The organism is Janthinobacterium sp. GW460-12-1-14-LB5 (assembly GCF_059423585.1).
The window spans coordinates 1-20744 of the sequence record NZ_JBWKYD010000019.1; the positions used below are offsets into that span (position 1 = coordinate 1).

23 protein-coding genes are annotated in these 20744 nt (G+C 64.8%); 11 read left to right on the forward strand and 12 right to left on the reverse strand.

The window, feature by feature from the left end:
- Window positions 1–61 precede the first annotated feature (61 nt).
- Window positions 62–478 carry a hypothetical protein gene (locus AC07X6_RS19455; RefSeq protein ID WP_494792070.1) on the reverse strand — a complete coding sequence of 139 codons (417 nt, stop codon included), beginning with the start codon at window positions 476–478 and terminating at the stop codon, window positions 62–64.
- Between the two features lie 249 nt (window positions 479–727).
- Here AC07X6_RS19455 and AC07X6_RS19460 point away from each other — a divergent pair, with 249 nt between their 5' ends.
- A complete protein-coding gene (locus AC07X6_RS19460) occupies window positions 728–991 on the forward strand; it encodes a heavy-metal-associated domain-containing protein (protein ID WP_077402408.1) in 264 nt (87 codons plus the stop codon).
- A 23-nt stretch (window positions 992–1014) separates the two neighbouring features.
- Here the strand turns inward: AC07X6_RS19460 and ubiT are convergent, their stop codons facing one another.
- The 3 genes from ubiT to ubiU all read right to left on the reverse strand — a co-directional run bounded on the left by ubiT (window position 1015) and on the right by ubiU (window position 3635).
- A complete protein-coding gene (gene ubiT / locus AC07X6_RS19465) occupies window positions 1015–1554 on the reverse strand; it encodes a ubiquinone anaerobic biosynthesis accessory factor UbiT (protein WP_474290577.1) in 540 nt (179 codons plus the stop codon).
- Between the two features lie 20 nt (window positions 1555–1574).
- Window positions 1575–2471, reverse strand: coding sequence for a ubiquinone anaerobic biosynthesis protein UbiV (ubiV, locus tag AC07X6_RS19470; protein ID WP_230540939.1), 897 nt, complete (start codon window positions 2469–2471; stop codon window positions 1575–1577).
- Window positions 2472–2597: 126 nt separating this feature from the next.
- A complete protein-coding gene (gene ubiU / locus AC07X6_RS19475) occupies window positions 2598–3635 on the reverse strand; it encodes a ubiquinone anaerobic biosynthesis protein UbiU (protein ID WP_442908080.1) in 1038 nt (345 codons plus the stop codon).
- 161 nt (window positions 3636–3796) lie between these two features.
- Here ubiU and AC07X6_RS19480 point away from each other — a divergent pair, with 161 nt between their 5' ends.
- The 7 genes from AC07X6_RS19480 to AC07X6_RS19510 all read left to right on the forward strand — a co-directional run bounded on the left by AC07X6_RS19480 (window position 3797) and on the right by AC07X6_RS19510 (window position 12819).
- On the forward strand, window positions 3797–4213 hold the full coding sequence (locus AC07X6_RS19480) for a hypothetical protein (RefSeq protein WP_494792071.1): 417 nt from the start codon (window positions 3797–3799) through the stop codon (window positions 4211–4213).
- Window positions 4214–4331: 118 nt separating this feature from the next.
- On the forward strand, window positions 4332–6080 hold the full coding sequence (locus AC07X6_RS19485; protein WP_494792072.1) for a ribonucleoside triphosphate reductase: 1749 nt from the start codon (window positions 4332–4334) through the stop codon (window positions 6078–6080).
- Window positions 6077–6274 carry an anaerobic ribonucleoside-triphosphate reductase gene (gene nrdD / locus AC07X6_RS19490; RefSeq protein WP_268993931.1) on the forward strand — a complete coding sequence of 66 codons (198 nt, stop codon included), beginning with the start codon at window positions 6077–6079 and terminating at the stop codon, window positions 6272–6274. Before AC07X6_RS19485 ends, nrdD begins: the two co-directional genes overlap by 4 nt.
- Window positions 6267–6971 (forward strand): anaerobic ribonucleoside-triphosphate reductase activating protein, encoded by a 705-nt coding sequence (locus AC07X6_RS19495; RefSeq protein WP_494792073.1) that lies wholly within the window; start codon window positions 6267–6269, stop codon window positions 6969–6971. The genes nrdD and AC07X6_RS19495 overlap by 8 nt, the downstream gene beginning before the upstream one ends.
- A 148-nt stretch (window positions 6972–7119) precedes the next feature.
- The gene (locus tag AC07X6_RS19500) at window positions 7120–11175 is read left to right on the forward strand and encodes a Pls/PosA family non-ribosomal peptide synthetase (protein WP_494792074.1); all 4056 of its coding nucleotides are present in this window, start codon (window positions 7120–7122) and stop codon (window positions 11173–11175) included.
- Window positions 11176–11184: 9 nt separating this feature from the next.
- Window positions 11185–11712 (forward strand): 4'-phosphopantetheinyl transferase family protein, encoded by a 528-nt coding sequence (locus AC07X6_RS19505; RefSeq protein ID WP_230540943.1) that lies wholly within the window; start codon window positions 11185–11187, stop codon window positions 11710–11712.
- A gap of 198 nt (window positions 11713–11910) precedes the next feature.
- Complete coding sequence (locus AC07X6_RS19510) at window positions 11911–12819, forward strand: LysR family transcriptional regulator (RefSeq protein ID WP_494792075.1); 909 nt, start codon at window positions 11911–11913, stop codon at window positions 12817–12819.
- Here the strand turns inward: AC07X6_RS19510 and AC07X6_RS19515 are convergent.
- Window positions 12816–13493: a phosphoribosylanthranilate isomerase gene (locus AC07X6_RS19515; protein WP_099408754.1), complete on the reverse strand. Its 678-nt coding sequence runs from the start codon at window positions 13491–13493 to the stop codon at window positions 12816–12818. The two genes, AC07X6_RS19510 and AC07X6_RS19515, sit on opposite strands and share 4 nt — an antisense overlap.
- Before the next feature lie 126 nt (window positions 13494–13619).
- Here AC07X6_RS19515 and AC07X6_RS19520 point away from each other — a divergent pair, with 126 nt between their 5' ends.
- On the forward strand, window positions 13620–13847 hold the full coding sequence (locus AC07X6_RS19520; RefSeq protein ID WP_086138321.1) for a hypothetical protein: 228 nt from the start codon (window positions 13620–13622) through the stop codon (window positions 13845–13847).
- A 73-nt stretch (window positions 13848–13920) separates the two neighbouring features.
- The gene (locus tag AC07X6_RS19525; protein WP_474290567.1) at window positions 13921–14325 is read left to right on the forward strand and encodes a hypothetical protein; all 405 of its coding nucleotides are present in this window, start codon (window positions 13921–13923) and stop codon (window positions 14323–14325) included.
- Between the two features lie 84 nt (window positions 14326–14409).
- Here the strand turns inward: AC07X6_RS19525 and AC07X6_RS19530 are convergent, their stop codons facing one another.
- The 7 genes from AC07X6_RS19530 to AC07X6_RS19560 form a co-directional block, all read right to left on the reverse strand.
- Window positions 14410–15438 carry an RNA methyltransferase gene (locus AC07X6_RS19530; protein ID WP_494792076.1) on the reverse strand — a complete coding sequence of 343 codons (1029 nt, stop codon included), beginning with the start codon at window positions 15436–15438 and terminating at the stop codon, window positions 14410–14412.
- 64 nt (window positions 15439–15502) lie between these two features.
- Entirely contained in the window at window positions 15503–15844 is a 342-nt protein-coding gene (locus AC07X6_RS19535; RefSeq protein WP_077402365.1) for a zinc ribbon domain-containing protein YjdM, read from the reverse strand.
- Between the two features lie 91 nt (window positions 15845–15935).
- Window positions 15936–16898 carry a CDF family Co(II)/Ni(II) efflux transporter DmeF gene (dmeF, locus tag AC07X6_RS19540; protein ID WP_494792077.1) on the reverse strand — a complete coding sequence of 321 codons (963 nt, stop codon included), beginning with the start codon at window positions 16896–16898 and terminating at the stop codon, window positions 15936–15938.
- A 10-nt stretch (window positions 16899–16908) separates the two neighbouring features.
- Window positions 16909–17184, reverse strand: a complete 276-nt coding sequence (locus AC07X6_RS19545; protein WP_494792078.1) for a metal/formaldehyde-sensitive transcriptional repressor — start codon at window positions 17182–17184, stop codon at window positions 16909–16911.
- Between the two features lie 75 nt (window positions 17185–17259).
- On the reverse strand, window positions 17260–18084 hold the full coding sequence (locus tag AC07X6_RS19550; protein WP_494792079.1) for a TlpA family protein disulfide reductase: 825 nt from the start codon (window positions 18082–18084) through the stop codon (window positions 17260–17262).
- A gap of 69 nt (window positions 18085–18153) precedes the next feature.
- Window positions 18154–18876, reverse strand: a complete 723-nt coding sequence (locus tag AC07X6_RS19555) for a DUF2325 domain-containing protein (RefSeq protein ID WP_494792080.1) — start codon at window positions 18874–18876, stop codon at window positions 18154–18156.
- A 90-nt stretch (window positions 18877–18966) separates the two neighbouring features.
- On the reverse strand, window positions 18967–19572 hold the full coding sequence (locus AC07X6_RS19560) for a hypothetical protein (RefSeq protein ID WP_494792081.1): 606 nt from the start codon (window positions 19570–19572) through the stop codon (window positions 18967–18969).
- 278 nt (window positions 19573–19850) lie between these two features.
- On the opposite strand from AC07X6_RS19560, the gene AC07X6_RS19565 reads away from it, so the two are divergent.
- Window positions 19851–20744: a PoNe immunity protein domain-containing protein gene (locus tag AC07X6_RS19565; protein ID WP_494792082.1), complete on the forward strand. Its 894-nt coding sequence runs from the start codon at window positions 19851–19853 to the stop codon at window positions 20742–20744.

Genomic DNA, 20744 nt, shown 5'->3' on the forward strand with positions numbered 1-20744 from the left:
CTGCTAGCAGTGCTCGCACTGCGTCGCAGCGGGCGCCTTGCATAGCATCCGGTTCTGTTCGTCATAAATTTACAATAATTTCCTGAGGATTACTTAGCGCCAGCGGCAATTGCGCGTGGCTGGCCAGTTCGCTTTGCGCCTCGATCACGGAGCGGGGAAAGTAGTCGATGCGCCCCGCCGCCAGTTGCTGGAACAGGCCTTCGCGCTCCCGGCTCGTCATGGCCCAGACGACATCGACGCTGCCCGACGCCGTGGCGATTTCCTGCATGGCGCGCGCCTGCACCATGCGCAGTGCGGAGCGGCGCAAGGCATATGCCTGGCCCGAACGGGCCAGCGCCTGTTGCAGCAGGGCCGTCACATAACCTTGCTGCGGATCATCGAGCGCCTGATGGCGCGGATACACGAGCGGCAGCGGCGTGCCGGCGGCAGCGCCCAACGGCCACAGGCCGGCCAGCATGAGCAGGGTGCGGCGCTGCATGGCCCCTCCTTTCCAGCGCTTTCCTCAGCGTTCTTATCAGAATGACAGTATCACGCAGCAGAGTACGCTTGTCGACTGGAATAGGGAAACTGTGTATAAAACAACAGCAGTTTCAGGCAGTACTGGAGGGGCAGGAATTAATCCAGATCAATAAAACCGCAAATACAAAATAAATCCTGCGTGCTGCTCTGGACGGCATGCGCACCCCTCGCCTACGCTGTTTTTTTATCTGAAAAACAAGAGGAACCCATGCAGACAGCGCGCTTGAATATTATTGGAATGGATCACGAAGGCTGCGCCGACAGGTTGACGGGCGCGCTTGAGGCGGTCACGGGCGTGGCCACCGTCTGCGTCTCGCTGGCGCGCCACGGCGCCACGGTGCAATTCGACGAACGGCTGGCCACGCAGGAACGCTTGCTGGCCGCCGTCAACGATGCCGGCTTCATGGGCGAAGCAACGGATGAGGAACAGCTGGCCTCGTGCAGCGGCGCCTGCGGCCACTGCCGCCACTGAACGCCCTGCCGGCAATTCCCCGCTCAGCCTTCCCGCGCGCCCCGGTCGCGCAGATGCGCGAGCACGCGGCGCGGTCCCAGCGCCTGCAGGTCGAACGGCGGCAATTCGATGGCGTCGAGCGTGTTCTTGAACAGCAAGCCCAGTTCCGTATCGCCTTCCAGGCTCAGGCGGCGGCTGAAGAACAGGGTGTCAGGATCTTCCTGGCGCCGCGCCAGCAGCATCAAGTCATGCACGCTGGCGGCGATGCACAGGTCGGGCACGTCGACATAGCGCTCGGCCACGAACACCGTGCCCTGCCACTCGAAATCGAAGGCGATACCCGCGTCCAGCAGGCGCAAACGCAGGCTGCGCCCCTCCAGGCTGCGCCGCACGTCGTCGGGCAATTGCGGCGCCAGCAAGCGGTTCAAACCCTGCACGAACAGCCACGAGGCGGGATATGGCGGCAGCTTGGACAGCAATTCGGCCAGCGGTTCAGGCAGCCGGTACGACATGGCGGGCTTGCTCATGCCGGGTTTGGCCGGAACCGGGGCCGGGACGGGCAATCTTTCCAGTTGATCTTGCATGGTGCTTCCTTTCGAGGCGTTCAATGGGCGGCGTGCTGTTCCATGCCGGGCTGGCCGTGCCAGTAACCGTCGCAGGCGCCAGCTGGCTGGCAGGCCGCCAGCTGGGCCTGGGCGCCCACGCCGCTGACCTGCCCTCGGCGGGCACGGTCGAAGATGGCGATCACCTGTTCCGTATGCATGGCCTGCGGGCTGATGCGCGCCACCGACACGCCCATGTCGCGCATGGCGTCGAGTTCTCGCACCAGGTTGTAGACGAGCGCCGACTGCGTCTGCGTGCCGTTCAATACGAGGAAGGGCACTTCGTCGCGCGTGCGCAGCAGCAGGCCGTCCGGCTCTTCCAGGCAGCTGTAGCCGCAATCGTCCTTCGGCAGGTTGCGGTTGCGCGCCGTGAAGCAGCGCGCGGAAAACGCCAGCGGCATGCGGCCGTAGGCGAACACCTCCGTCTCCAGCCCTTCCGGTTTCTGGCGCTGCATCTCGGCCAGCGCCGTCTGCCCCATTTCCAGCGGCATCACCCAGCGCCGCGCACCGAGGCGCGCCAGCAGTTGCAGGCTGGGACCATTGAACAGGTTCAGATGGGGACCGGCGACGAAGGACGTGCCCTTTTCCATGCAGTGCACGGCGCCCATGTCGTTGGCCTCGACGCTGTAGCGGCCATTGCCCGTGATGCGGCGCAGCGTCGCCAGTTCGGCGCCCGCCTCGATCAGCGCCTGCGTCGACAGCACCACTTCCTTGCCGGCGGCGGCCAGCATGTCGGCAATATCGAGCCAGTCGGCCAGGCGCAGCTCATGCCGGCGCGAACAGACGGTTTCGCCCAGGTACACGATATCGACGGCGGTGCCGGCGATCTGCTGGTAAAACTCGAAGACGGTGGCGCGCGGCCAGTAGTACAGCAAGGGGCCCAAAGAGAGTTTTAGCATGCCTTTTCCAATATTTTTAAAGTGACAAAACCGTAGCGAGCGGCTCGCGGCGGGGCCGAGAAGCGCAGCCGTGCTCCAGCACGGTGAGCATCGCAGGCCGCGCCCCGGGACGCGCAGCAGGTTTTGCTATTTCCAGGAGCGGTGATACGCGCCCAAGGTGTGCTGCTGACCCTCGGCCAGCTTGTCCATGGCCGCCATCCAGCCTGGCTTGACGGCGTAGCGCGCATTGCCTTCGCGGCAGGCGTCGATCGCCTCGCGCCATACGCGCGTCACCTGCGCGACATACGCGGGGCTGCGCTGGCGCCCTTCGATCTTCACGGCGCGCACGCCCATGGCGATCAGTTGCGGCAGCAGCGCCAGCGTGTTCAGGCTGGCCGGCTCCTCGATGGCGTAATACTCTTCGTCGTTGACTTCGAAGCGCCCTTTGCACAGGGTCGGGTAGCTGGCGTTTTCACCGGGTGCGTAGCGGTCGATCAGCACGCCGTTCAGGCGCGATTCGAGGCCGTTCGGCGTTTCCAGCCAGCGCACGGATTTCGCCGGCGAGCACACGCCGTGGGTGTTCGGCGCCTCGCCTGTCGCATACGAGGACAGCGCGCAGCGCCCCTCGACCATCACGCACAGGCTGCCGAAGCCGAAGACCTCGATCTCGACTTCCGTCTTGCTGATCAATTGCTCGACCTGCGCCATCGACAGCACGCGCGGCAGCACGGCGCGGGCGATGCCGAAATGTTCGTGGTAAAAATTGATGGCTTCGTAGTTGGTGGCCGAGCCCTGCACGGACAGGTGCAGGCGCAGCTGCGGGTGGTGCTGGGCCGCGTAGGCCATCAAGCCCGGGTCGGCGACGATCATGGCGTCGATGCCGGCCTGCGCGGCGCGGTCGATGGCGCTGCGCCACACGGCCCAGTTGTGCGGCTGCGGATAGGTGTTCAGCGCCAGCAGCACCTTGCGTCCATATTGATGGGCGTAGCGCACGCCCTCGGCAATGGCCTTCTCGTCGAAATTGAGGCCGGCGAAATTGCGCGCATTGGTGGCGTCGCGAAAGCCCAGGTAAACGGTGTCGGCGCCATTGTCGACGGCCGCTTTCAAGGCGGGCAGGCTGCCGGCGGGGCAGACCAGTTCCAGCGGTCCGGCCACGCGGGTGGCGGTGGTTGATTCAAGCATCATGGTGTTCTCAGTCCTGTATCGGCTCAGGGTGCAGACTATAGCCCCGCCCATGCCGCCCAGTCCTTGACGCAGGTGAAGGAATGCATGCATGGCTGGCGCGCGTTCAACTTGCTTGACCTGGCTGTAAAATGCCCCACTTTTCTTCCCTCCGATTGCCCGCCATGACCCGCAAACCGCTGCTGATTTTCCTGCTCACCCTGTTCCTCACCGCGCTGCAAGTGCAGTGGGCCAGCCCGGCCGATGGCTATGACGCGGGAACCCTCTCCGTGCTGTCGCCCGAAGTACTGGGCGCGTATCCGGGCGTGCTGCTGCTGTTCCTGCTGGCCGTGTTCGCGCGCAGCAAGATGCCGCTGCTGCGTCAGGCCGCCATCTGCACGGGCCTGCTGGCCGTCTACTGGCTGCTGGCGAACTACGTCACCTTCGACGCGCGCGTGGCCAGCTGGAGCACCTATACGCCGCTGGAAATCTGGACGCACGTGCTGCCCGCCTCCGTCGCCAGCGTCGCCGCCTGCGGCGCCGCGTTCTTTTTCGCGAGCTGGCTGATCCTGCGCGAAACGCGCTGGAACAAAACCGGCTGAGGTGGTTTTTTCACCTGCATCAAGGATTCGCCACGCAACTGCACGCGCCCTTTGACGCCACTATATTTAGTGATTAATCTCCATAAAAACACCGCATGTTGTGTTTATTGGAGGTTTCATGACGACAAATGCAGTTCCATCCATGCGCGGCCAGGTCGACGTCGCCGCGTCCATCAATGAATACCTGGACCGGCGCGACTGGCGTGTCAACGCCAACGCCAACCAGGGTTACTCGCTGGGCGGCCTGATACTCAACGTGTCGGGCAAGGTCATCGCCAACTACTGGCTGGACCAGGTGTATCCGCCGGAAGTGGGCGCCGCGCACCGCGAAGCGGCGCTGCACATCCACGACCTCGACATGCTGGCCGGCTATTGCGCCGGCTGGTCGCTGCGCACCCTGCTGCACGAAGGCTTGAATGGCGTGCCGGGCAAGATCGAATCGGGCCCGCCCAAGCACATGTCGAGCGCCATCGGCCAGATCGTCAACTTCCTCGGCACCCTGCAAAACGAGTGGGCCGGCGCGCAGGCGTTCAGCTCCTTCGACACCTACATGGCGCCCTACATCCGCAAGGACAGCCTGCGCTACGAAGACGTGCGCCAGTACATGCAGGAGCTGATCTTCAACCTCAACGTGCCATCGCGCTGGGGCACGCAGACGCCATTCACCAACCTCACCTTCGACTGGGTCTGCCCGGACGACCTGCGCGAGCAGATTCCCGTCATCGCCGGCCAGGAAATGGACTTCAGCTATGGCGAGCTGCAGGCGGAAATGGACATGATCAACCGCGCCTACATCGAGATCATGATGGCGGGCGACGCCAAGGGCAGAGTCTTCACCTTTCCCATCCCCACCTATAACATCACCGAGGATTTCGACTGGCATAGCGAAAACGCGGAACGCCTGTTCGAGATGACGGCCCGCTACGGCCTGCCCTATTTCCAGAATTTCATCAATTCGGAGCTCAAGCCGAACATGATCCGCTCCATGTGCTGCCGCTTGCAGCTGGACTTGCGCGAACTACTGAAAAGGGGCAATGGCCTGTTCGGTTCCGCCGAGCAGACGGGCTCCCTGGGCGTGGTGACCATCAACTGCGCGCGCCTGGGCCATTTGTGGCGCGGCGACGAAGCGGCCCTGATGGCGGACCTGGACCGCCTGCTGGAACTGGGCAAGACCAGCCTGGAAATCAAGCGCCGCACCATCGAGGAATTGATGCAGCAAGGCCTGTTCCCGTACACGAAGCGCTACCTGGGCACCCTGCGCAACCACTTTTCCACCCTGGGCGTGAACGGCATCAACGAGATGATCCGCAATTTCAGCGGCGACGCCTGGGACATCACGTCCGCCGAGGGCCACGCGCTGGCGATACGCCTGCTCGACCACGTGCGCGCCCGCATGGTGGCCTTCCAGGAAGAGACGGGCCATATGTACAACCTGGAAGCGACGCCGGCCGAAGGCACGACGTACCGCTTCGCCCGCGAAGACCGCAAGCGCTATCCCGCCATCCTGCAGGCGGGCACGCCGGACAATCCGTATTACACGAACTCGTCGCAGCTGCCCGTCGGGCATACGGACGACCCGTTCGAGGCGCTGGAATTGCAGGACGCGCTGCAGCGCAAGTACACGGGCGGCACGGTGCTGCATTTGTACATGACGGAAGCGCTGTCCGACGCGAACGCCTGCCGCGAGCTGGTAAAGCGCGCCCTGAGCCGCTTCTCGCTGCCCTATATCACCGTCACGCCCACGTTTTCCATCTGCCCGCGCCACGGCTACCTGGCCGGCAAACATGAATTCTGCCCCACCTGCGACGCGGAGCTGATCGCCCGCAAGCAGGCCCACATTGCTCCATCACTTGAGGAAACGCCATGAATGCACGTCCCGACTTCACTCCCGCCATCACCCTGCTCGACACCGAACGCCAGCGCTGCGAAATCTGGACCCGCGTGATGGGCTACCACCGCCCCGTCGCCTCGTTCAACATCGGCAAGCAGGGCGAATTCCACGAGCGCCAGTACTTTACGGAAGCGAGCGCCCGGGTAGGCCTGCCCGCCTGCCATGGCTGAGTTGAAAGTGGGCGGCCTGACGCCCTTTTCCGCCACCGACTACCCGGGCAAGCTGGCGGCCGTGGTCTTCGTGCAGGGCTGCCCCTGGCGTTGCGGCTATTGCCACAATCCGCACTTGCAGGGGCGCACGCCGGAAGGCGCCATGCCGTGGCAGGACGTCCTGACCTGGCTGCGCCGCCGCGTGGGCCTGGTCGACGCCGTCGTCTTCAGCGGCGGCGAGGCGTGCATGGACCCGGCGCTGGGGCGCGCCATGCTGGACGTCAAAGCGCTGGGTTTCGGCATCGGTCTGCACACGGCCTGCATCTATCCGCAGCGCCTGCAGGAAGTGCTGCCCCTGGTCGACTGGGTCGGCTTCGACATCAAGGCGCCGTTTGCCGACTATCGCCATGTGACCCGCGTGGCCGGCAGCGGCGACCCGGCGCGCGCCTGCCTGGACGCCATCCTCGCCAGCGGCGTCGCCTACGAATGCCGCACCACGACGCATCCCGACCTGCTGCCGGACGCACAACTGCTGGCCCTGGCCGCCACCCTGGCCGCCAAAGGCGTCGACAACTACGTGCTGCAGCAATTCCGCGCCGACGGCTGCGTCGATGCGGCGCTGTCCGGCCGGCCCCTGCACGGCTATCCGGCGGCGGCTACTGTGGCGCAAATCGGCGCCATGTTTCCGCGATTTACATTCCGTAATCATGGCAGTTGAGCCTGCCGCCACATAATTGCTGAAAGATCCACAAAATTCCCCGTTCTGCAACGCTGAAATGTCTTGCGTGCTGTAATGTATCAACTGTGCCGCGCACCATGCGCAGCACAGCAGATTCCTCCTACAGCATTACAGATAAGCGTCATCCATGAACGATTTCACCGCAGTCAGTCCAGGCACCCCGTCCACCCACGCCGACATCCTGTACGGCCCGCCGCGACCGGATTTGCTGCGCGAGGAAGTGCTGGCCGACCTGCTGGAAGCGACGGCCCGCCGCTGCCCGCAGCAAATCGCCCTGATCGATGGCGAACGCCGCATCACGTATGCCGAACTCGATGCGCAGGCGGGCCTGGCCGCGTCGCGCCTGGTGGCGGCCGGCGTCCAGCCCGGCGACATCGTCGGCCTGTGGCTACCGCGCGGCGCGCATTTGCTGCTGATGCAGGCGGCCATCGCCAAGGCGGGCGCCGCCTGGCTGCCCGTCGACGAAGACACGCCCGTCGAGCGCCTGCAGGTGTGCCTCGATGACGCCAACGGTGCCGGCGTCGTCAGCTGTGCCCAGTTCGCGCCGCGCCTGGAGCAGGCCGGCGTCCAGCGTCCCGTGTGGACGGCGGAAAGCCTGCTGGCCCCCGCCGCGCCGGGCGAACTGCTGCCCGCGCGCGGCACAGTCTTGCCCGAACACCCGGCGTACGTGATCTACACGTCCGGCTCCACGGGCAAGCCGAAAGGCATATTGATCAATCAGCGCAGCATCTGCCACTTCCTGCGCAGCGAAAACGCCGTGCTGGAAGTCACGCAAGCCGATACCGTCTACCAGGGCTTTTCCGTCGCCTTCGACATGTCGTTCGAGGAAATCTGGATCGCCTACCTGGTGGGCGCCACCCTGTGGCTGGGTCCCAAGGAGATTTCGGGCGACCCGGAAGCCTTGCCGCGCGCGCTGGCCGAGAACAAGGTCACCGTTCTCCACGCCGTGCCGACCTTGCTGGCCCTGTTCGCCGAGGAAGTGCCCAGTTTGCGTTTGATCAACCTGGGCGGCGAGATGTGCCCGGAATCGCTCGTCGAGCGCTGGTCGCGCCCGGGCCGCGCCATGTTCAACACCTATGGCCCCACGGAGGCGACCGTCTCGTGCAGCCTGGCGCGGCTGCGGCCCGGGGAACCCGTCACCATCGGCACGCCACTGCCCAACTACGGCTTGCTGGTGCTGCAGGTAGCCGAGTCCGGAGAAAACCGTCCCTTGACATTGCTGGCGCGCGGCGAAACGGGGGAATTGTGCATCATCGGCCCCGGCCTGGCCGAGGGCTACCTGGGCCGGCCCGACCTGACGGTGGAAAAATTCCTGCCCAATCCCTGGGCGAGCAGCGACGACGACGCGCGGCTGTACCGCACGGGCGACCTGGCACGCATCGATGCGGACGGCCAGGTGCTGTGCCTGGGCCGCGCCGACGACCAGGTCAAGATACGCGGCTTCCGCGTGGAACTGGGCGAGATCGAAGCCGTGCTGGCGCAGCAGCCGGGCGTGGGCACGGTGGCCGTCCTGCTGCGCAAGGATGACGGCATCGACCAGCTGGTGGCCTACATCGTCGGCAGCGACGAGGCGCCCAAGGACGCCCTGGCGGCGAAAACCCTGCGCGCCGCGCTGAACCTGCATTTGCCGCCCTACATGGTGCCGGGCCGTTTCGAATTGCTGCCGCTGATGCCGCGCCTGACCTCCGGGAAAATCGACAGGAAAGCCTTGAAAGCCATGCCCCTGTCCGCGCCGCCGGCCGGCGAGGCAGGTGTATCGGACGTGCCGGAAACGCCGGCCGAAGCGGCCCTGTTCGCCGCCCTGGCCAAGCTGTTTCCCGGCCAGGCGATCTTGCGCCAGCTGGATTTCTTCAGCGACCTCGGTGGCCACTCCTTCCTGGCCGCGCGCCTGGCATCAAGCCTGCGCGCCGATCCGGCCTACGCCCACATGACGGTGCGCGACATTTACCAGAACCGGCAGATCGGCAAGATCGCCGCCATCTTGAACGAAGTGCCCGCGCTGGCCACGCCGGAAGCGGACTGGACGCCGCCGTCGGCCTGGAAGCGCTGGATCTGCGGCGCGGCCCAGGCGGCGGCCGTGCCGGGCCTCGTCACCCTGCGCATGGCGCAGTGGATGGCGCCGTTCTTCACCTACCACTTCTTCACGGGGGACACGGGCGACACCGTGCCGCGCGCCATCGCCGCCTCGATCGGCGTGTTCTTGCTCGCGACGCTGGCCGAATTTGCCATTGCGATTGCCGGCAAGTGGCTGATCGCCGGGCGTCTGAAGCCGGGCAGCTATCCGCTCTGGGGCGTCACGTATTACCGCTGGTGGCTGGCCGACCGTCTGGTCGAATCGGCACCCGCGTATCTGCTCAGCGGTTCATCGCTGAACAGCTGGTGGCTGCGCGCGCTGGGCGCGAAAGTGGGCAAGGAAGTGGTCATCGGCTCGATGACCCTGCGCGCGCCCGACCTGCTGTCCATCGGCGACAACGTCAGCGTGGGCAATGCCGTCAACTTTGAAAACGCCCGCGTTGAACGGGGCCGTTTGCTGCTGGGCCGGATCAGCATCGGTGACGATGCCTGCATCAGCTCTTACGCGATTTTGGAAGGCAATACCAAAGTAGGCGCGTTTGGCCACCTGGAGGGACAATCGGCGCTGGCCGACGGCGCCTCGGTGCTGGCCGGCAGGGTCTGGACTGGCTCGCCCGCGCGCGATATCGGCCCGTTTGACGTGGCCAGCCGGCCGCCGCGCCCCGCCGTCTCGCGCCTGCGCCTGACGGGCGAAACCGTGTTCTTCTGCTTCGGCATGGTCTTGATCGCCGTGCTGTTCTTCATGCCGGTGTTCCCCAGCTTCGTGCTGATCGACTGGTTCGACGAGCGCGAAATGATGCCGTGGCTGCAGGGCCGCGACGTGACGACCCAGCTGGCCCGCTACTTCCTGCTGGCCTTCCCCGCCAGCGCCGTGCTGATCGTGCTCACGGCCCTGCTGTCGGCCGCCATCCGCTGGGGCGCGCTGCCGCGCCTGAAGCCGGGCAGCTCGCCCGTGCACAGCAATCTGTATTGCGCCAAGTGGCTGGTCAGCCATATCCAGGAATCGAGCCTGAACGTCCTGCACGGCATTTACGCCACCGTGTACGCGCCGTACTGGTACCGCCTGCTGGGCGCCAAGGTGGGCAAGGGCGCGGAGATTTCCACGGCGCTGGGCGTGGTGCCCGACATGCTGACCCTGGGCGACGACACCTTCATCGCCGACGCCGTCATGCTGGGCGACGAGCAGATCGACGGCGGCTGGATGACCATGCGCCCCACCGTCGTCTCGCACCGCAGCTTTGTCGGCAACGGCAGTTATATCCCCGACGGCACCGTGCTGCCCGAACACGTGCTGATCGGCGTGCACACGCACGCGCCGCGCAATGAGCAGATGCACGGCGGCGACACCTGGCTCGGCTCTCCCCCGATGCATTTGCCCGCGCGCGAACAGGTCAGCGGCTTTGCCGAGCACCTGACCTTCAAGCCGTCGCTGCTGCGCCGCCTGGGCCGCAGCCTGATCGAAGCGTTCCGCATCGTCGCGCCGCACGCGGTGGTGATCGCCGTCGGCTACACCCTGGTGCTGGACGTGATGCCGATCGCCGGCGCCGGGCGCTGGGGCGAAGTGGTGGGCGACCTGGCCATCGCCGGCCTGGCCTACGGCATCGGCAATTTTTTGGTGGTCGTGCTGTTCAAGTGGCTGCTGCTGGGACGCTACCGCAAGCATGCAGCGCCTATGTGGACGCCGTTCGTGTGGATTTCGGAAGGCGTGACCAATCTGTACGAAGGCATCGCCGTGCCCAACTTCATGCGCTACCTGCGCGGCACGCCGTGGCTGCCGCTAGCCTTCCGCCTGTTCGGCTGCAAGATCGGCCGCGGCGTCTACATGGATACGACGGACATCACGGAATTCGACTGCGTGCATATCGGCGACTACAGCGAATTGAATGCGCTGACCTGCCCGCAAACGCATTTGTTCGAAGACCGCGTGATGAAGATCGATCACGTGGAGATCGGCCAGCGCGTCTACATGGGCCCGCGCAGCTCCGTGCTATACAGCGCCAAGGTGGGCGACAACGCGCGCCTGGGACCGTTGACCCTGGTGATGAAGGGCGAGCACATCCCCGCCGGCAGCAACTGGGCCGGATGTCCGGCCGCGCCTTTGCGTAGCTGATTGTAGCTGATGGATTTTACGGTGCTCTGGTCGGGCGACGGCGTGCTGGCGATCGGCATCGTGCCGCCGCCGTCACGTATCGAAGCACGCGCGCACCTGCGCCAGGCCGTACGCGAGGCGGCGGCGCAATGGCGAAACCTGGACATCGAGGCGATTTCAGTGGAATCGACGCCGGGCGCCCCTCCCCGCTTGCTGCTGGCCGGACGTATAGCCAGCCTGTCGTTCAGCCATGACGAGGGCATCTCGCTGGCTGCCGTCCACCTGCATGGCGCCGTCGGCATCGACGTGATGCGCGCGCAGGATATTGCCGACTGGTTCAATCTGGCGCGCGATTACCTGGGGCCGCAGGTAGTAGCGGAACTGGCCGCCAGCCCCGCCGAACAGCGGCCCTTGGCGCTGGCGCGGGCGTGGACGGCGCGCGAGGCGGCGCTCAAGTGCGCCGGCTTGCCGCTGGCGGAATGGGACGGGATCGCGCCAGCTTGCCGCCTGCAAGCTTTGAGCTTGTCGGCACCGTATGTGGCGACGCTGGCATATTAGTCCTCCTTGCCCTCGGCCGCCCCGCCGATCTGGACGAAAATCAGTTTTACGATAATACTGACGAGCAGTCCCAGCACCCCGAGCAATTCCAGCATGGTCTTTCCTTTGCAGTGACGGCAGATCAATCCACTGTAGCGTGAACGCCGGGGCAAGGCTAATATCAAATCAGGCAGTCTCCGATCTCGAAAAGGCATACGATTGATTTCCATCAAACAGTTCCGCTACTTTGTCGAAGTCGTCGATGCGGGCAGCTACTCGCGCGCGGCGGAAAAGTTATATATCGCGCAGTCGGCCCTGAGCCGGCAGATCAAGGAGCTGGAAAGCGAAGTGCAGGCCCTGCTGCTCACGCGCGACGCGCGCCATATCGAACTGACGCCCGCGGGACAGCTGTTTTATGAACGCGCCAGGCGCATTCTCGACGACATCGAGGAAACCGTGCGCCAGACGCGCCACGTGGGACAGGGCGCGCAAGGCATCATCCGCCTGCTGCATTCGAGCTCCGTCACCCTCACGCCCGCCATCGGCGCCGTGCTGAACCGGCTGCTGGCGCAATTCCCCGGCGTTTCGCTCGACGTATCGAAAGGCTCGTCGGAAAACCAGGCGGCCGACATCGAAGAAGGCCGCGCCGACCTGGGCCTCGTGCGCCTGCCCACCCTGCGCAAGCACGCCAACATCGTCGTGCGCGAACTGTACGCGGAAAAGCTGGTGGTGGCCGTGTCGTCGGCCTCGCCGCTGGCCGCGCTGGAGCGCACGACGATCGCCGCCCTGCGCGACGAAGCGTTCGTCTCGATCCCGCACAAGGACCGGGGGGGCCTGAGCTACCTGGTGGCGGGCTTGTGCCTGGCGCAGGGATTCTTCCCGAAGGCGGCGCGCGCGCTGTCGCGCAAGACGTCGCAACTGAACCTGATCGAAGCCAATATGGGCATCGCCATCGTCCCCGACAGCATGCGCCTGGTGGCGCCGCCCGGCGTGCGTTTTATCGCCCTGCCGGACGAGGAATCGCATTCCGTCGTGGGCCTGATCTCGCCGCGCGCGGCCAGCGGCATGGTGGCCGCGTTTACGGAAGCGTTCGTGCGCGAGATGAACGCGTCGGCAACGGCGGCTTAGCCTTCCGCATACAGCGCCGCATCCACGTCGCGCACGGCCGCCATCAGCAAGGCCAGCTTCATGACATCGAGCTGGCCGTCCGTGCGCACGCGCGAGCACAGGTCGATGCCGTAGGGGCGTACCTGGCGCAGCGCCTCCATCACATTGTTCGCATCGAGGCCACCAGCCAGGAAGACGGGACGGGGGCTGGCGCGCACGAAGCGCGCGCTGACGGACCAGTCATGCGTGCGGCCCGTGCCGCCCAGCTCCGGCACAGCCGCGCCGGGGCGGCCCGAGTCGAGCAAAAAAGCGTGGATATGGGGCGCATAGGCGGGGATCAGCGCCAACGCCTCTGGTCCCTCCACGTGGATCACCTGCACGCGCCGCACGTGCGGCAGCAAGCGCGCCAGCTGCGCCACTTCGCAGGGATCGATATGGCTGACGATCTGCACGGTGGACGGCTGCGTGGCGCGCACGTGTTCGGCGATGGCTGCCGCCGTCGTCTCGGACGTCAGCAGGAAGGTGGCCACGGGCGGTGGCGTCCAGGCGGCGATCTGCGCGATGCGCGCGTCGGGAATCGGGCCCGGACCGGACGGCATGGCGGCCACCAGGCCCAGCGCGTCGGCGCCGGCGGCAATGGCCAGTTGTGCTTCGTCGATGGAAGCGATGCAGCAGATCTTGATGCGGGTTCTCATGGCCTTGCGTGTTCAAATGAAATGATCAACATTACAACACAGCGCGGCGCGCGCGCCAAGACACGCCGTCAAGGCCGTGCACGATTGTGTGCCAAAATGGGCCATTATCCACTCCCCGAGGAAGCCATGGCCGACTACAAAAACCCCAGCTACGTGGCCCGCTCCATGCACCCGCGTTTCGATGAATTGACGTCGCCCGGTGAAGCCGTGCCGTATTCGGGCATCTACCGCTGCGACGGCTGCGCGCACGAAATCGTGTCGACGGAAGGCCATGTCATGCCGCCGCAAAACCACCATCAGCACAGCAGCGAGCAGGGGCCTATCCTCTGGCGGCTGATCGTCAGCCCGCGCTGATTGACAGGCGCCAGATGGCGGACGATACTGGATTTATCCCGGATCGCCATTGGAACGTCACTGGAACACCAGCATGCGCATCGTCGATTTTGAAGTCCGCAAGGAGTGCCCGCCGCAGCTGTGCGACTGCGAGCGCGAGCGGCTGCTCGACGATGCGCAGGCGGACTTGTCCATCCTGCGCCTGAACCTGGCGGAAGAAAAGCGCCTGCTGGCGCATATCGATGGCATCGCCACCTATGCACAGCTGCAGAAGCTGCAACTGCTGTTGAAGAAAAATCTGGGCGTGGAATTGCAGATTGCACCGGGCAGCGGCGAAGTGCGCAGCGTGCGCGGCTTCCAGATCCGCCTGCTGGAGCAACCGGGCCTGTGCCGCAAGACGCGCGCGGCCATTCCGGCCGCCGTGCGGCGCTGCCTGGCCGCGCACCCCGAGATCGCGTTTGCGATCTTGAATGAAAACGATTTGCTGGGCGGAGTTTAACCCCACGGCAAAGGCTGGGGTCTGACCCGCAACGCTGTTAGCGTCAAGCTCGATGCCAACGTATCCGGGGGTCTGACCCCGGTTCTACGCTGCGTGTATCTCGATCACTTTCCTGCCCTTCGCTTCGCGCGCCCTTAACTGCCCGCATCCCCCTTCCACGTCCTGACCGGCCGAATCGCGCAGCTTGGTCAGCACGCCGCGCGCATGCAGGGCGGCGGCAATCGCCCGCGCCTTGTCCCAGCTGGGGCGCCTGAACGGCAAGTCGTCGATGGTGTTGTACGGAATCATGTTCAGTACCGCGTACTTGCCCTGCAGGAGCGCCACGATGCCGTCCATCTCGTCCTCGCCATCATTGACGCCTTCCATCAGGGTCCATTGATACTGCACCGGGTAGCCGGTCAGGCGCGCATACGACTCGCCGAACTCCACCAGCTCGCGCGGGGATAATTTGGGTGCGCGCGGCAGCAGCTGTTCGCGCAGCGCCGGCTTGGTCGTGTGCAGCGACAGGGCCAGCGCCGGCTTGACTCGCCCCTGCGGCAGGCGCTCGAAGGCGCGCGGGTCGCCCACGGTGGAAAACACGAGGTTCTTGTGGCCGATATTGCCCTCGGTGCCCAGCAGCTCGATCGCTTCCATCACATTGTTCAGGTTATGCGCCGGTTCGCCCATGCCCATGAAGACGACTTTTTTCACGGGGCGCAAGGTGCGCGCCAGCACCACCTGCGCGACGATTTCGCCGCTGGTCACTTGCCGGATCAAACCGTCGCGGCCCGTCATGCAGAACTGGCAGCCAACGGCGCAACCGACCTGGCTCGACACGCACAGGCCATCGCGCGGCAGCAGCACGCTTTCCACCGTCTGGCCGTCGTGCAGTCCCACCAGCAGGCGCGCGGAACCGTCTGCGCCCGGATGGCTGCTGAGCAGTTTCAGCATGCCCTGCAGTTCGAGGTCGAGCGCAGGCAAGGCCTCGCGCACGGGCAACGGCAAAAAGTCTTCGGCGCGGCGCCGGCCCTGGTCGTGCGGCTGGCCCTGTATCCAGTCGCGCAGCACGCGCTGTTCGTGCAGGGGCTTGGCGCCCAGGGCGCGCAGGCGCTGGCGCAGATGATCGATTTGCATGGAGTCTGAATAAAAAAACGGCGCGCAGGAATGAAGCCGGCGCGCCGTGTTACAGGTAAAAGCCTTACACCTTCTTGACGAACTCGGTTTTGAGGCTCATGGAACCGAAGCCGTCGATCTTGCAGTCGATATCATGGTCGCTGTCGACCAGGCGGATGTTCTTGACCTTGGTGCCCATCTTGACGACACCGCCGCCGCCCTTCAATTTCAAATCCTTGATGACGCTGACCGTGTCGCCATCCTGCAGGATATTGCCGGCCGAATCGCGGTACACCTTCGCGCCCTCTTCCGCCGCTTCTGCAGCCGTGGCCGACCATTCATGCGCGCATTCAGGGCAGATCAACTGGCTGCCGTCTTCGTACGTGAATTCGGATTGGCATTGCGGGCATGGTGGTAATGTGCTCATTTTCTTCTCTGTCTGGTGAACAGCGCGTGCTGTAAAAGCCGACATTATACGGCCTACGCCCCGCATCAACGGGCTTTTTTCACCATCATTGTCAAGGCCGGCGAACAATCTCGATGGTGCTGTGGACGATTTCCTCGTGGATGCCGATGCGCGCACGCAGCTCGGCGCCTGTCAGGCTGGCATCGCGGCTGACGACGGAGAAAGCGCACGAATACAGCTGCTTGCCGACTCGCCAGACGTGCAGGTCGACGATGCGCGGCGTGTCCCCGGCGCTTTCCACTTCCACGGCCTCGCGGATTTCGTCCACCACGGGATGGTCCATCTCGCGGTCCAGCAAGACCTTGCCCGTGTCCAGCATGAGCTTTTTCGCCCACAGCGCCACCAGCACGGCGCCAGCGATGCCCATCACGGGATCAAGCCAGCGCCAGCCGTAAGCCCACGCGCCGGCCAGCGCCACGATGGCCAGCACGGAGGTGGCGGCGTCGGCCAGCACGTGGATGTAGGCGGCCTTCATGTTCAGGTCTTCGCCATGGCCGTGATGGTCGTGGTGGTGGTCATGGCCGCCGTGGTGGTCATGCCCGTGATCGTGGTGGCCACCGAGGATCAGCGCGCACACGAGGTTCACCAGCAGGCCGAAGGCCGCCACCGCCATCGCCTGCGGATAATGGATGGGCTGCGGCGAGAACAGCCGCTCGACGGAAGCGGCCACCATCAGCACGGCCACGCCCAGCAGCAGGATGGCGCTGGTGTAGCCGGCCAGCACCTCGATCTTCCACGTGCCGAAGGCAAAGCGGGGGTCGCGCGCATAGCGGCGCGCCGCCGCATACGCAAAGGCGGCCAGGCCGATGGCCAGCGCGTGCGAACTCATATGCCAGCCATCGGCCAGCAGGGCCATGGAGTTGTACCACCAGCCGGCGACGATTTCCAGCACCATGGTGGCCAGGGTGATCCACATGACGATGCGCGCGCGGCGTTCTGCCTTGTCGCTGGCTGCGCCAAACACGTGTTCGTGCTGCCAGGCGGAGAGGTCTTCGCTCAGGGAGTGCGTTTTCATGGCGATCTCCTTATTTGAGGTAGGTGCGCAGGATGCCCGCGATGTCGTCGGCGCCCCTGGCCCGCTCCTCGCCGGAGATATCGGGACTGGCCATGTGCTCGCGCAAGTGCTCTTCGATGACTTCCGCCATCAGGCCATTGACGGCGCCGCGCACGGCGGCGATCAGCTGCAGCACTTCGCCGCAGTCGCGGCCCTCTTCCAGGCCCCGCTCCAGGCCTTCCACCTGTCCCTTGATGCGCTTGACGCGATTGAGCAGCCTGGTCTTGTTGTGTGCCGTGTGGCCCATGATTCACCCCGAAAAATACTATAGGGGGGTATACTATCAGAAGCCGCCACGGTTACGTCAAAAGGCATACCCGCCTCAGGGAACGGGCGCGATCTTCTGCAGCTTGCTGGCCAGCGAGGCGTCGGACAATTCGCCCAGGTGGGTGTCGACCAGGCGCCCTTGCGCGTCATAGAACAGGGTGGTCGGCAAGGCCGAGGAACCGGCCGCCTTGCCCAGCGCCGCCTCGCTGTCGAGCACCACATTGCGCAAGGTCACACCACTCTTGTCCAGAAAAGCGCCGGCCGCCGCCGCATCCTCGCGCTGGTTCGCGTAGACGAAGACGATATCGGCGCGCGCCTGCTGCGCGGCGGCCAGCACGGGCATCTCGCGCCGGCATGGCGGGCACCAGCTGGCCCACAGGTTGACCACCATGGGCTTGCCGCCGGCCAGCGCCGCCAGGGTCGTTGGCGCGCCGTCGAGCGCCTGCAGGGCCACGGCCGGCAAGGCTGTCGGCTTGTCATACGCCAGCCCCATCCCTGCGCTCAGCACGCCCCAGGCCAGCGCGCCGGACGCCACGCTGATGACGAGAGGACGGCGCATGGCCGCCATGGCGGGACGCCGGCAGCGCCACGCGGCGATGGCCAGCGCGGCGGCGATGCCAGCCGGCGCCAGGAAGCCGCCGTCGCGGATATTGATGATGGACCAGGGAGCCGCGAAGTATTGTTCGTGCCAGCGCAGCACGAAAGCCAGGCGCGCCGCCAGCAGGCCGGCGATCAGCATGTCGGAAACGAGGGGGCCGGCGTCGGGCAGCTGGCGGTAGCGCCGCAGCCACCACGCCGCGCCGTAGGCGGCGCACAGGGAGAGGAACAACAGAACCAGGCCCGTGGGCAGGGCCAGGGGGCCGATTTGCAGGGACAGCATGGGCGCTTTCTATGACGTCGAATGGTGGCCATTCTGCCCCATGCGGATTAAGCCGGCATTAATCCGGAATCAAAAAGCAGCCAGCGCTTCCTTGCGCACGAAATGCATGGCTTGCGGCTGGTCCACCAGAACGCACTGCTTGCCCGTGCGCTTGCAGTGGTCATGCACGCGCCAGTAGGCATCGTGGCTGACGCAGCCCGTCTGGCAAATCACCAGGTCGGCCGCCACCAGCCCCGCTTCCAGCGCCGCCACGTCGTCGGCGCCGTCGTCCCCGCCCGCATGGTGCAGGAAGCGTCCGCCGGCCTGCTCGACGGCCTGCTGCGCCACGTGGACGCCGCCCGCAGCCTGGCCCGGCTCCAGATTTGCATAGTTGCCCACGTATAGCACGGCCTTTTCGCGCACGTCGGCCCGCAAGCCCGGCGCGGGCAACCACTGCAGGCGCAGCAACTCGCGCATCAGATCCTGCACGCGCTCACTGAGCCACTCGACCTTGCGCGCCAGCCGTGCCCGCGTAGGCAGGCCCGGTGCGGCGGCCGCCAGTTCGGCCAATTCGTCACGCGCCAGCGCCAGCCGCGTATCGCGGATCACGACTTGCGCCCGCGCGCGCATCAATTCCGACTCCAGCTGCGCGATGCGCGCCGCCTGCGCGGCCAGCTGCGCACTGCAGCGGGCCTGCGCCCGCCCATATTCTCCCATCAGCACGCGATGCTCATGCGCGATCGCGTCCTCGTTACCATACACACTGCCCATCATGCCCTCCTTCACACCCGTGGCGCCACGGCGCCAGCCCATTGCACCCCCATAGCCACGAATTATAAATGAGAATCATTATTATTTGTGTATGCACATGCACGCAGCAGGGGTATGCGCTGGCCACCGGCGTCACGCGGCGGGCAAGCAGGACAGCAGGCGTTGCCAGACGTCGTCCTGCACTTGCCGCACATGCCGCACGCCATCGGGGCCGCGATAGATATCCAGCGTATTCGGCCACGCCATGTCGATGAACAACTGCCGTGCCGGATCGATCAGCAGGGACTGCCCCACATAGTTACCCTTGATCTCGCCCTTGTTGACGGCCAGCAGGCGCGCGCCGCCCGCAAGCGCCCGCTCGTCCAGCGCCACGCCGCTGCGCTCGGCCACGTCGCGCAGCCAGCGCTCGCGCCAGCGCGCCTGCTCCTCGAACTGTCCCTTGGGTGGACGGTCCAACTTGACGACGGCCGCCACGGGACCGCCTATGCCCGCCTGCAGCGAAAAGCCCATGCGTTCCTGCAGTTCGACCGTGTAGGCCTCGCCCTTGACGTCGATCTGGTAGCGCCCCGTCCCGTCCTGTACCAGCAGGTCGGCCTGATGGTAGGCAGGTTTGACGCAATTGGCGTACTGATAGACGAGCACATCGAGGAACGGCGGTGCGGCCGCGGTGGACGCCGCCATGGCGGGCGACAGGCTGGCCCATAAGGCCGCGGCGGCCGCGTATTTGATCTTGCTCATGCTTGCTCCTGTTCACGTAAAAAGACGATGACGGCCGAAAACACCTGCGGCACGCCATCGCGTCGCTCATATTAGCTATTTTGAATCTTTCTTTCTGGCACACGATTCAATTGAATCGCGCTTGTTCGATCACTATTTCTAGTGTGTAATCTTGCAAACAAGTTATGACATCAAATGCCGATACGTTTACCTCACCACACGGAGTCCCAAACAATGTCCGCATTTCTCCATGCAAGCGCATCTTCCTTACGCGTCGATCACGACGGCAGCCGGACAAGATGAACAATCTTCCATTCACCGAGCGGCGCCGCCAGCAATTTCTGGATGAAAAACTGTATGTCAAAACGCGCAAGAATCAATTTGCGCTGATTGCAGGAGGACTGGAAAACAAAAAAGTCGCCGACTCAACGCAGGAAAATGCTTCCGTCCATCATTTTTTGTATTTAGAAGAATTCTGGCTCTGGATGCTCGACTATACGGCTGGCGAGCCGATTGATGCGCTGGCGCCGCGCATCGCGGGCATCGTGGATAAGTTTGAAGAATGGAATGCGGTCGATCAACTCTATCAGCAGGATGCGGCGCTTGAGTTTCCAGAGTTTGGACTCTACGAATATCAGGGAGCGCCAGAGTTTTACATCCTGTCCGACTATCAGGACACCTTGCAACTGCTGAGCATTGCGATCCTGCTGCGCGATCAGCGTTCGGTACTGCGCATCATCCACGTGCTGCGCAGCCACCGTGGCCGCGATGGCCTGTTCGAGCAATTGATCGACGGATATGTGGAGGATGGACAAGCACTCGACGCCTGCATCATCGCCAGGCCCTATGACACCCTGCTGCAAGTGTTCTATGAGGAGGATGAGGAAGCTACCTTGGCCCTGCTCCAGAAATACCTGAAACAATGGTATCCGGCCATGAAACATCATCCGCGCTGGCACAACGAGCATCTCAATATCAGCGAGGAAGGCTATGCCGGCTACTACGGCTACTGGGCATTCGAAGCGGGGGCGACGGTTTTCCTGCTCGACCTGGACGATAGCCAGGCCGGGCATCTGGTGTACCCCAGGGATCTGGTCGACTATGCGCGCCAATTACGCAAGGAAGGCCGCCACACCAGCCTGTATACGAATCCATCGGCGAATCCATCGGCAAAACGAAAAGCCGGCGAATAG

What these genes read in the sequence shown, in the direction of transcription:
- AC07X6_RS19455 (WP_494792070.1), bottom strand. Translation starts at nt 478, where the DNA reads ATGCAGCGCCGCACCCTGCTCATGCTGGCCGGCCTGTGGCCGTTGGGC.
- AC07X6_RS19460 (WP_077402408.1), top strand. Translation starts at nt 728, where the DNA reads ATGCAGACAGCGCGCTTGAATATTATTGGAATGGATCACGAAGGCTGC.
- ubiT (WP_474290577.1), bottom strand. Translation starts at nt 1,554, where the DNA reads ATGCAAGATCAACTGGAAAGATTGCCCGTCCCGGCCCCGGTTCCGGCC.
- ubiV (WP_230540939.1), bottom strand. Translation starts at nt 2,471, where the DNA reads ATGCTAAAACTCTCTTTGGGCCCCTTGCTGTACTACTGGCCGCGCGCC.
- ubiU (WP_442908080.1), bottom strand. Translation starts at nt 3,635, where the DNA reads ATGATGCTTGAATCAACCACCGCCACCCGCGTGGCCGGACCGCTGGAA.
- AC07X6_RS19480 (WP_494792071.1), top strand. Translation starts at nt 3,797, where the DNA reads ATGACCCGCAAACCGCTGCTGATTTTCCTGCTCACCCTGTTCCTCACC.
- AC07X6_RS19485 (WP_494792072.1), top strand. Translation starts at nt 4,332, where the DNA reads ATGACGACAAATGCAGTTCCATCCATGCGCGGCCAGGTCGACGTCGCC.
- nrdD (WP_268993931.1), top strand. Translation starts at nt 6,077, where the DNA reads ATGAATGCACGTCCCGACTTCACTCCCGCCATCACCCTGCTCGACACC.
- AC07X6_RS19495 (WP_494792073.1), top strand. Translation starts at nt 6,267, where the DNA reads ATGGCTGAGTTGAAAGTGGGCGGCCTGACGCCCTTTTCCGCCACCGAC.
- AC07X6_RS19500 (WP_494792074.1), top strand. Translation starts at nt 7,120, where the DNA reads ATGAACGATTTCACCGCAGTCAGTCCAGGCACCCCGTCCACCCACGCC.
- AC07X6_RS19505 (WP_230540943.1), top strand. Translation starts at nt 11,185, where the DNA reads ATGGATTTTACGGTGCTCTGGTCGGGCGACGGCGTGCTGGCGATCGGC.
- AC07X6_RS19515 (WP_099408754.1), bottom strand. Translation starts at nt 13,493, where the DNA reads ATGAGAACCCGCATCAAGATCTGCTGCATCGCTTCCATCGACGAAGCA.
- AC07X6_RS19520 (WP_086138321.1), top strand. Translation starts at nt 13,620, where the DNA reads ATGGCCGACTACAAAAACCCCAGCTACGTGGCCCGCTCCATGCACCCG.
- AC07X6_RS19525 (WP_474290567.1), top strand. Translation starts at nt 13,921, where the DNA reads ATGCGCATCGTCGATTTTGAAGTCCGCAAGGAGTGCCCGCCGCAGCTG.
- AC07X6_RS19530 (WP_494792076.1), bottom strand. Translation starts at nt 15,438, where the DNA reads ATGCAAATCGATCATCTGCGCCAGCGCCTGCGCGCCCTGGGCGCCAAG.
- AC07X6_RS19535 (WP_077402365.1), bottom strand. Translation starts at nt 15,844, where the DNA reads ATGAGCACATTACCACCATGCCCGCAATGCCAATCCGAATTCACGTAC.
- dmeF (WP_494792077.1), bottom strand. Translation starts at nt 16,898, where the DNA reads ATGAAAACGCACTCCCTGAGCGAAGACCTCTCCGCCTGGCAGCACGAA.
- AC07X6_RS19545 (WP_494792078.1), bottom strand. Translation starts at nt 17,184, where the DNA reads ATGGGCCACACGGCACACAACAAGACCAGGCTGCTCAATCGCGTCAAG.
- AC07X6_RS19550 (WP_494792079.1), bottom strand. Translation starts at nt 18,084, where the DNA reads ATGCTGTCCCTGCAAATCGGCCCCCTGGCCCTGCCCACGGGCCTGGTT.
- AC07X6_RS19555 (WP_494792080.1), bottom strand. Translation starts at nt 18,876, where the DNA reads ATGGGCTGGCGCCGTGGCGCCACGGGTGTGAAGGAGGGCATGATGGGC.
- AC07X6_RS19560 (WP_494792081.1), bottom strand. Translation starts at nt 19,572, where the DNA reads ATGAGCAAGATCAAATACGCGGCCGCCGCGGCCTTATGGGCCAGCCTG.
- AC07X6_RS19565 (WP_494792082.1), top strand. Translation starts at nt 19,851, where the DNA reads ATGAACAATCTTCCATTCACCGAGCGGCGCCGCCAGCAATTTCTGGAT.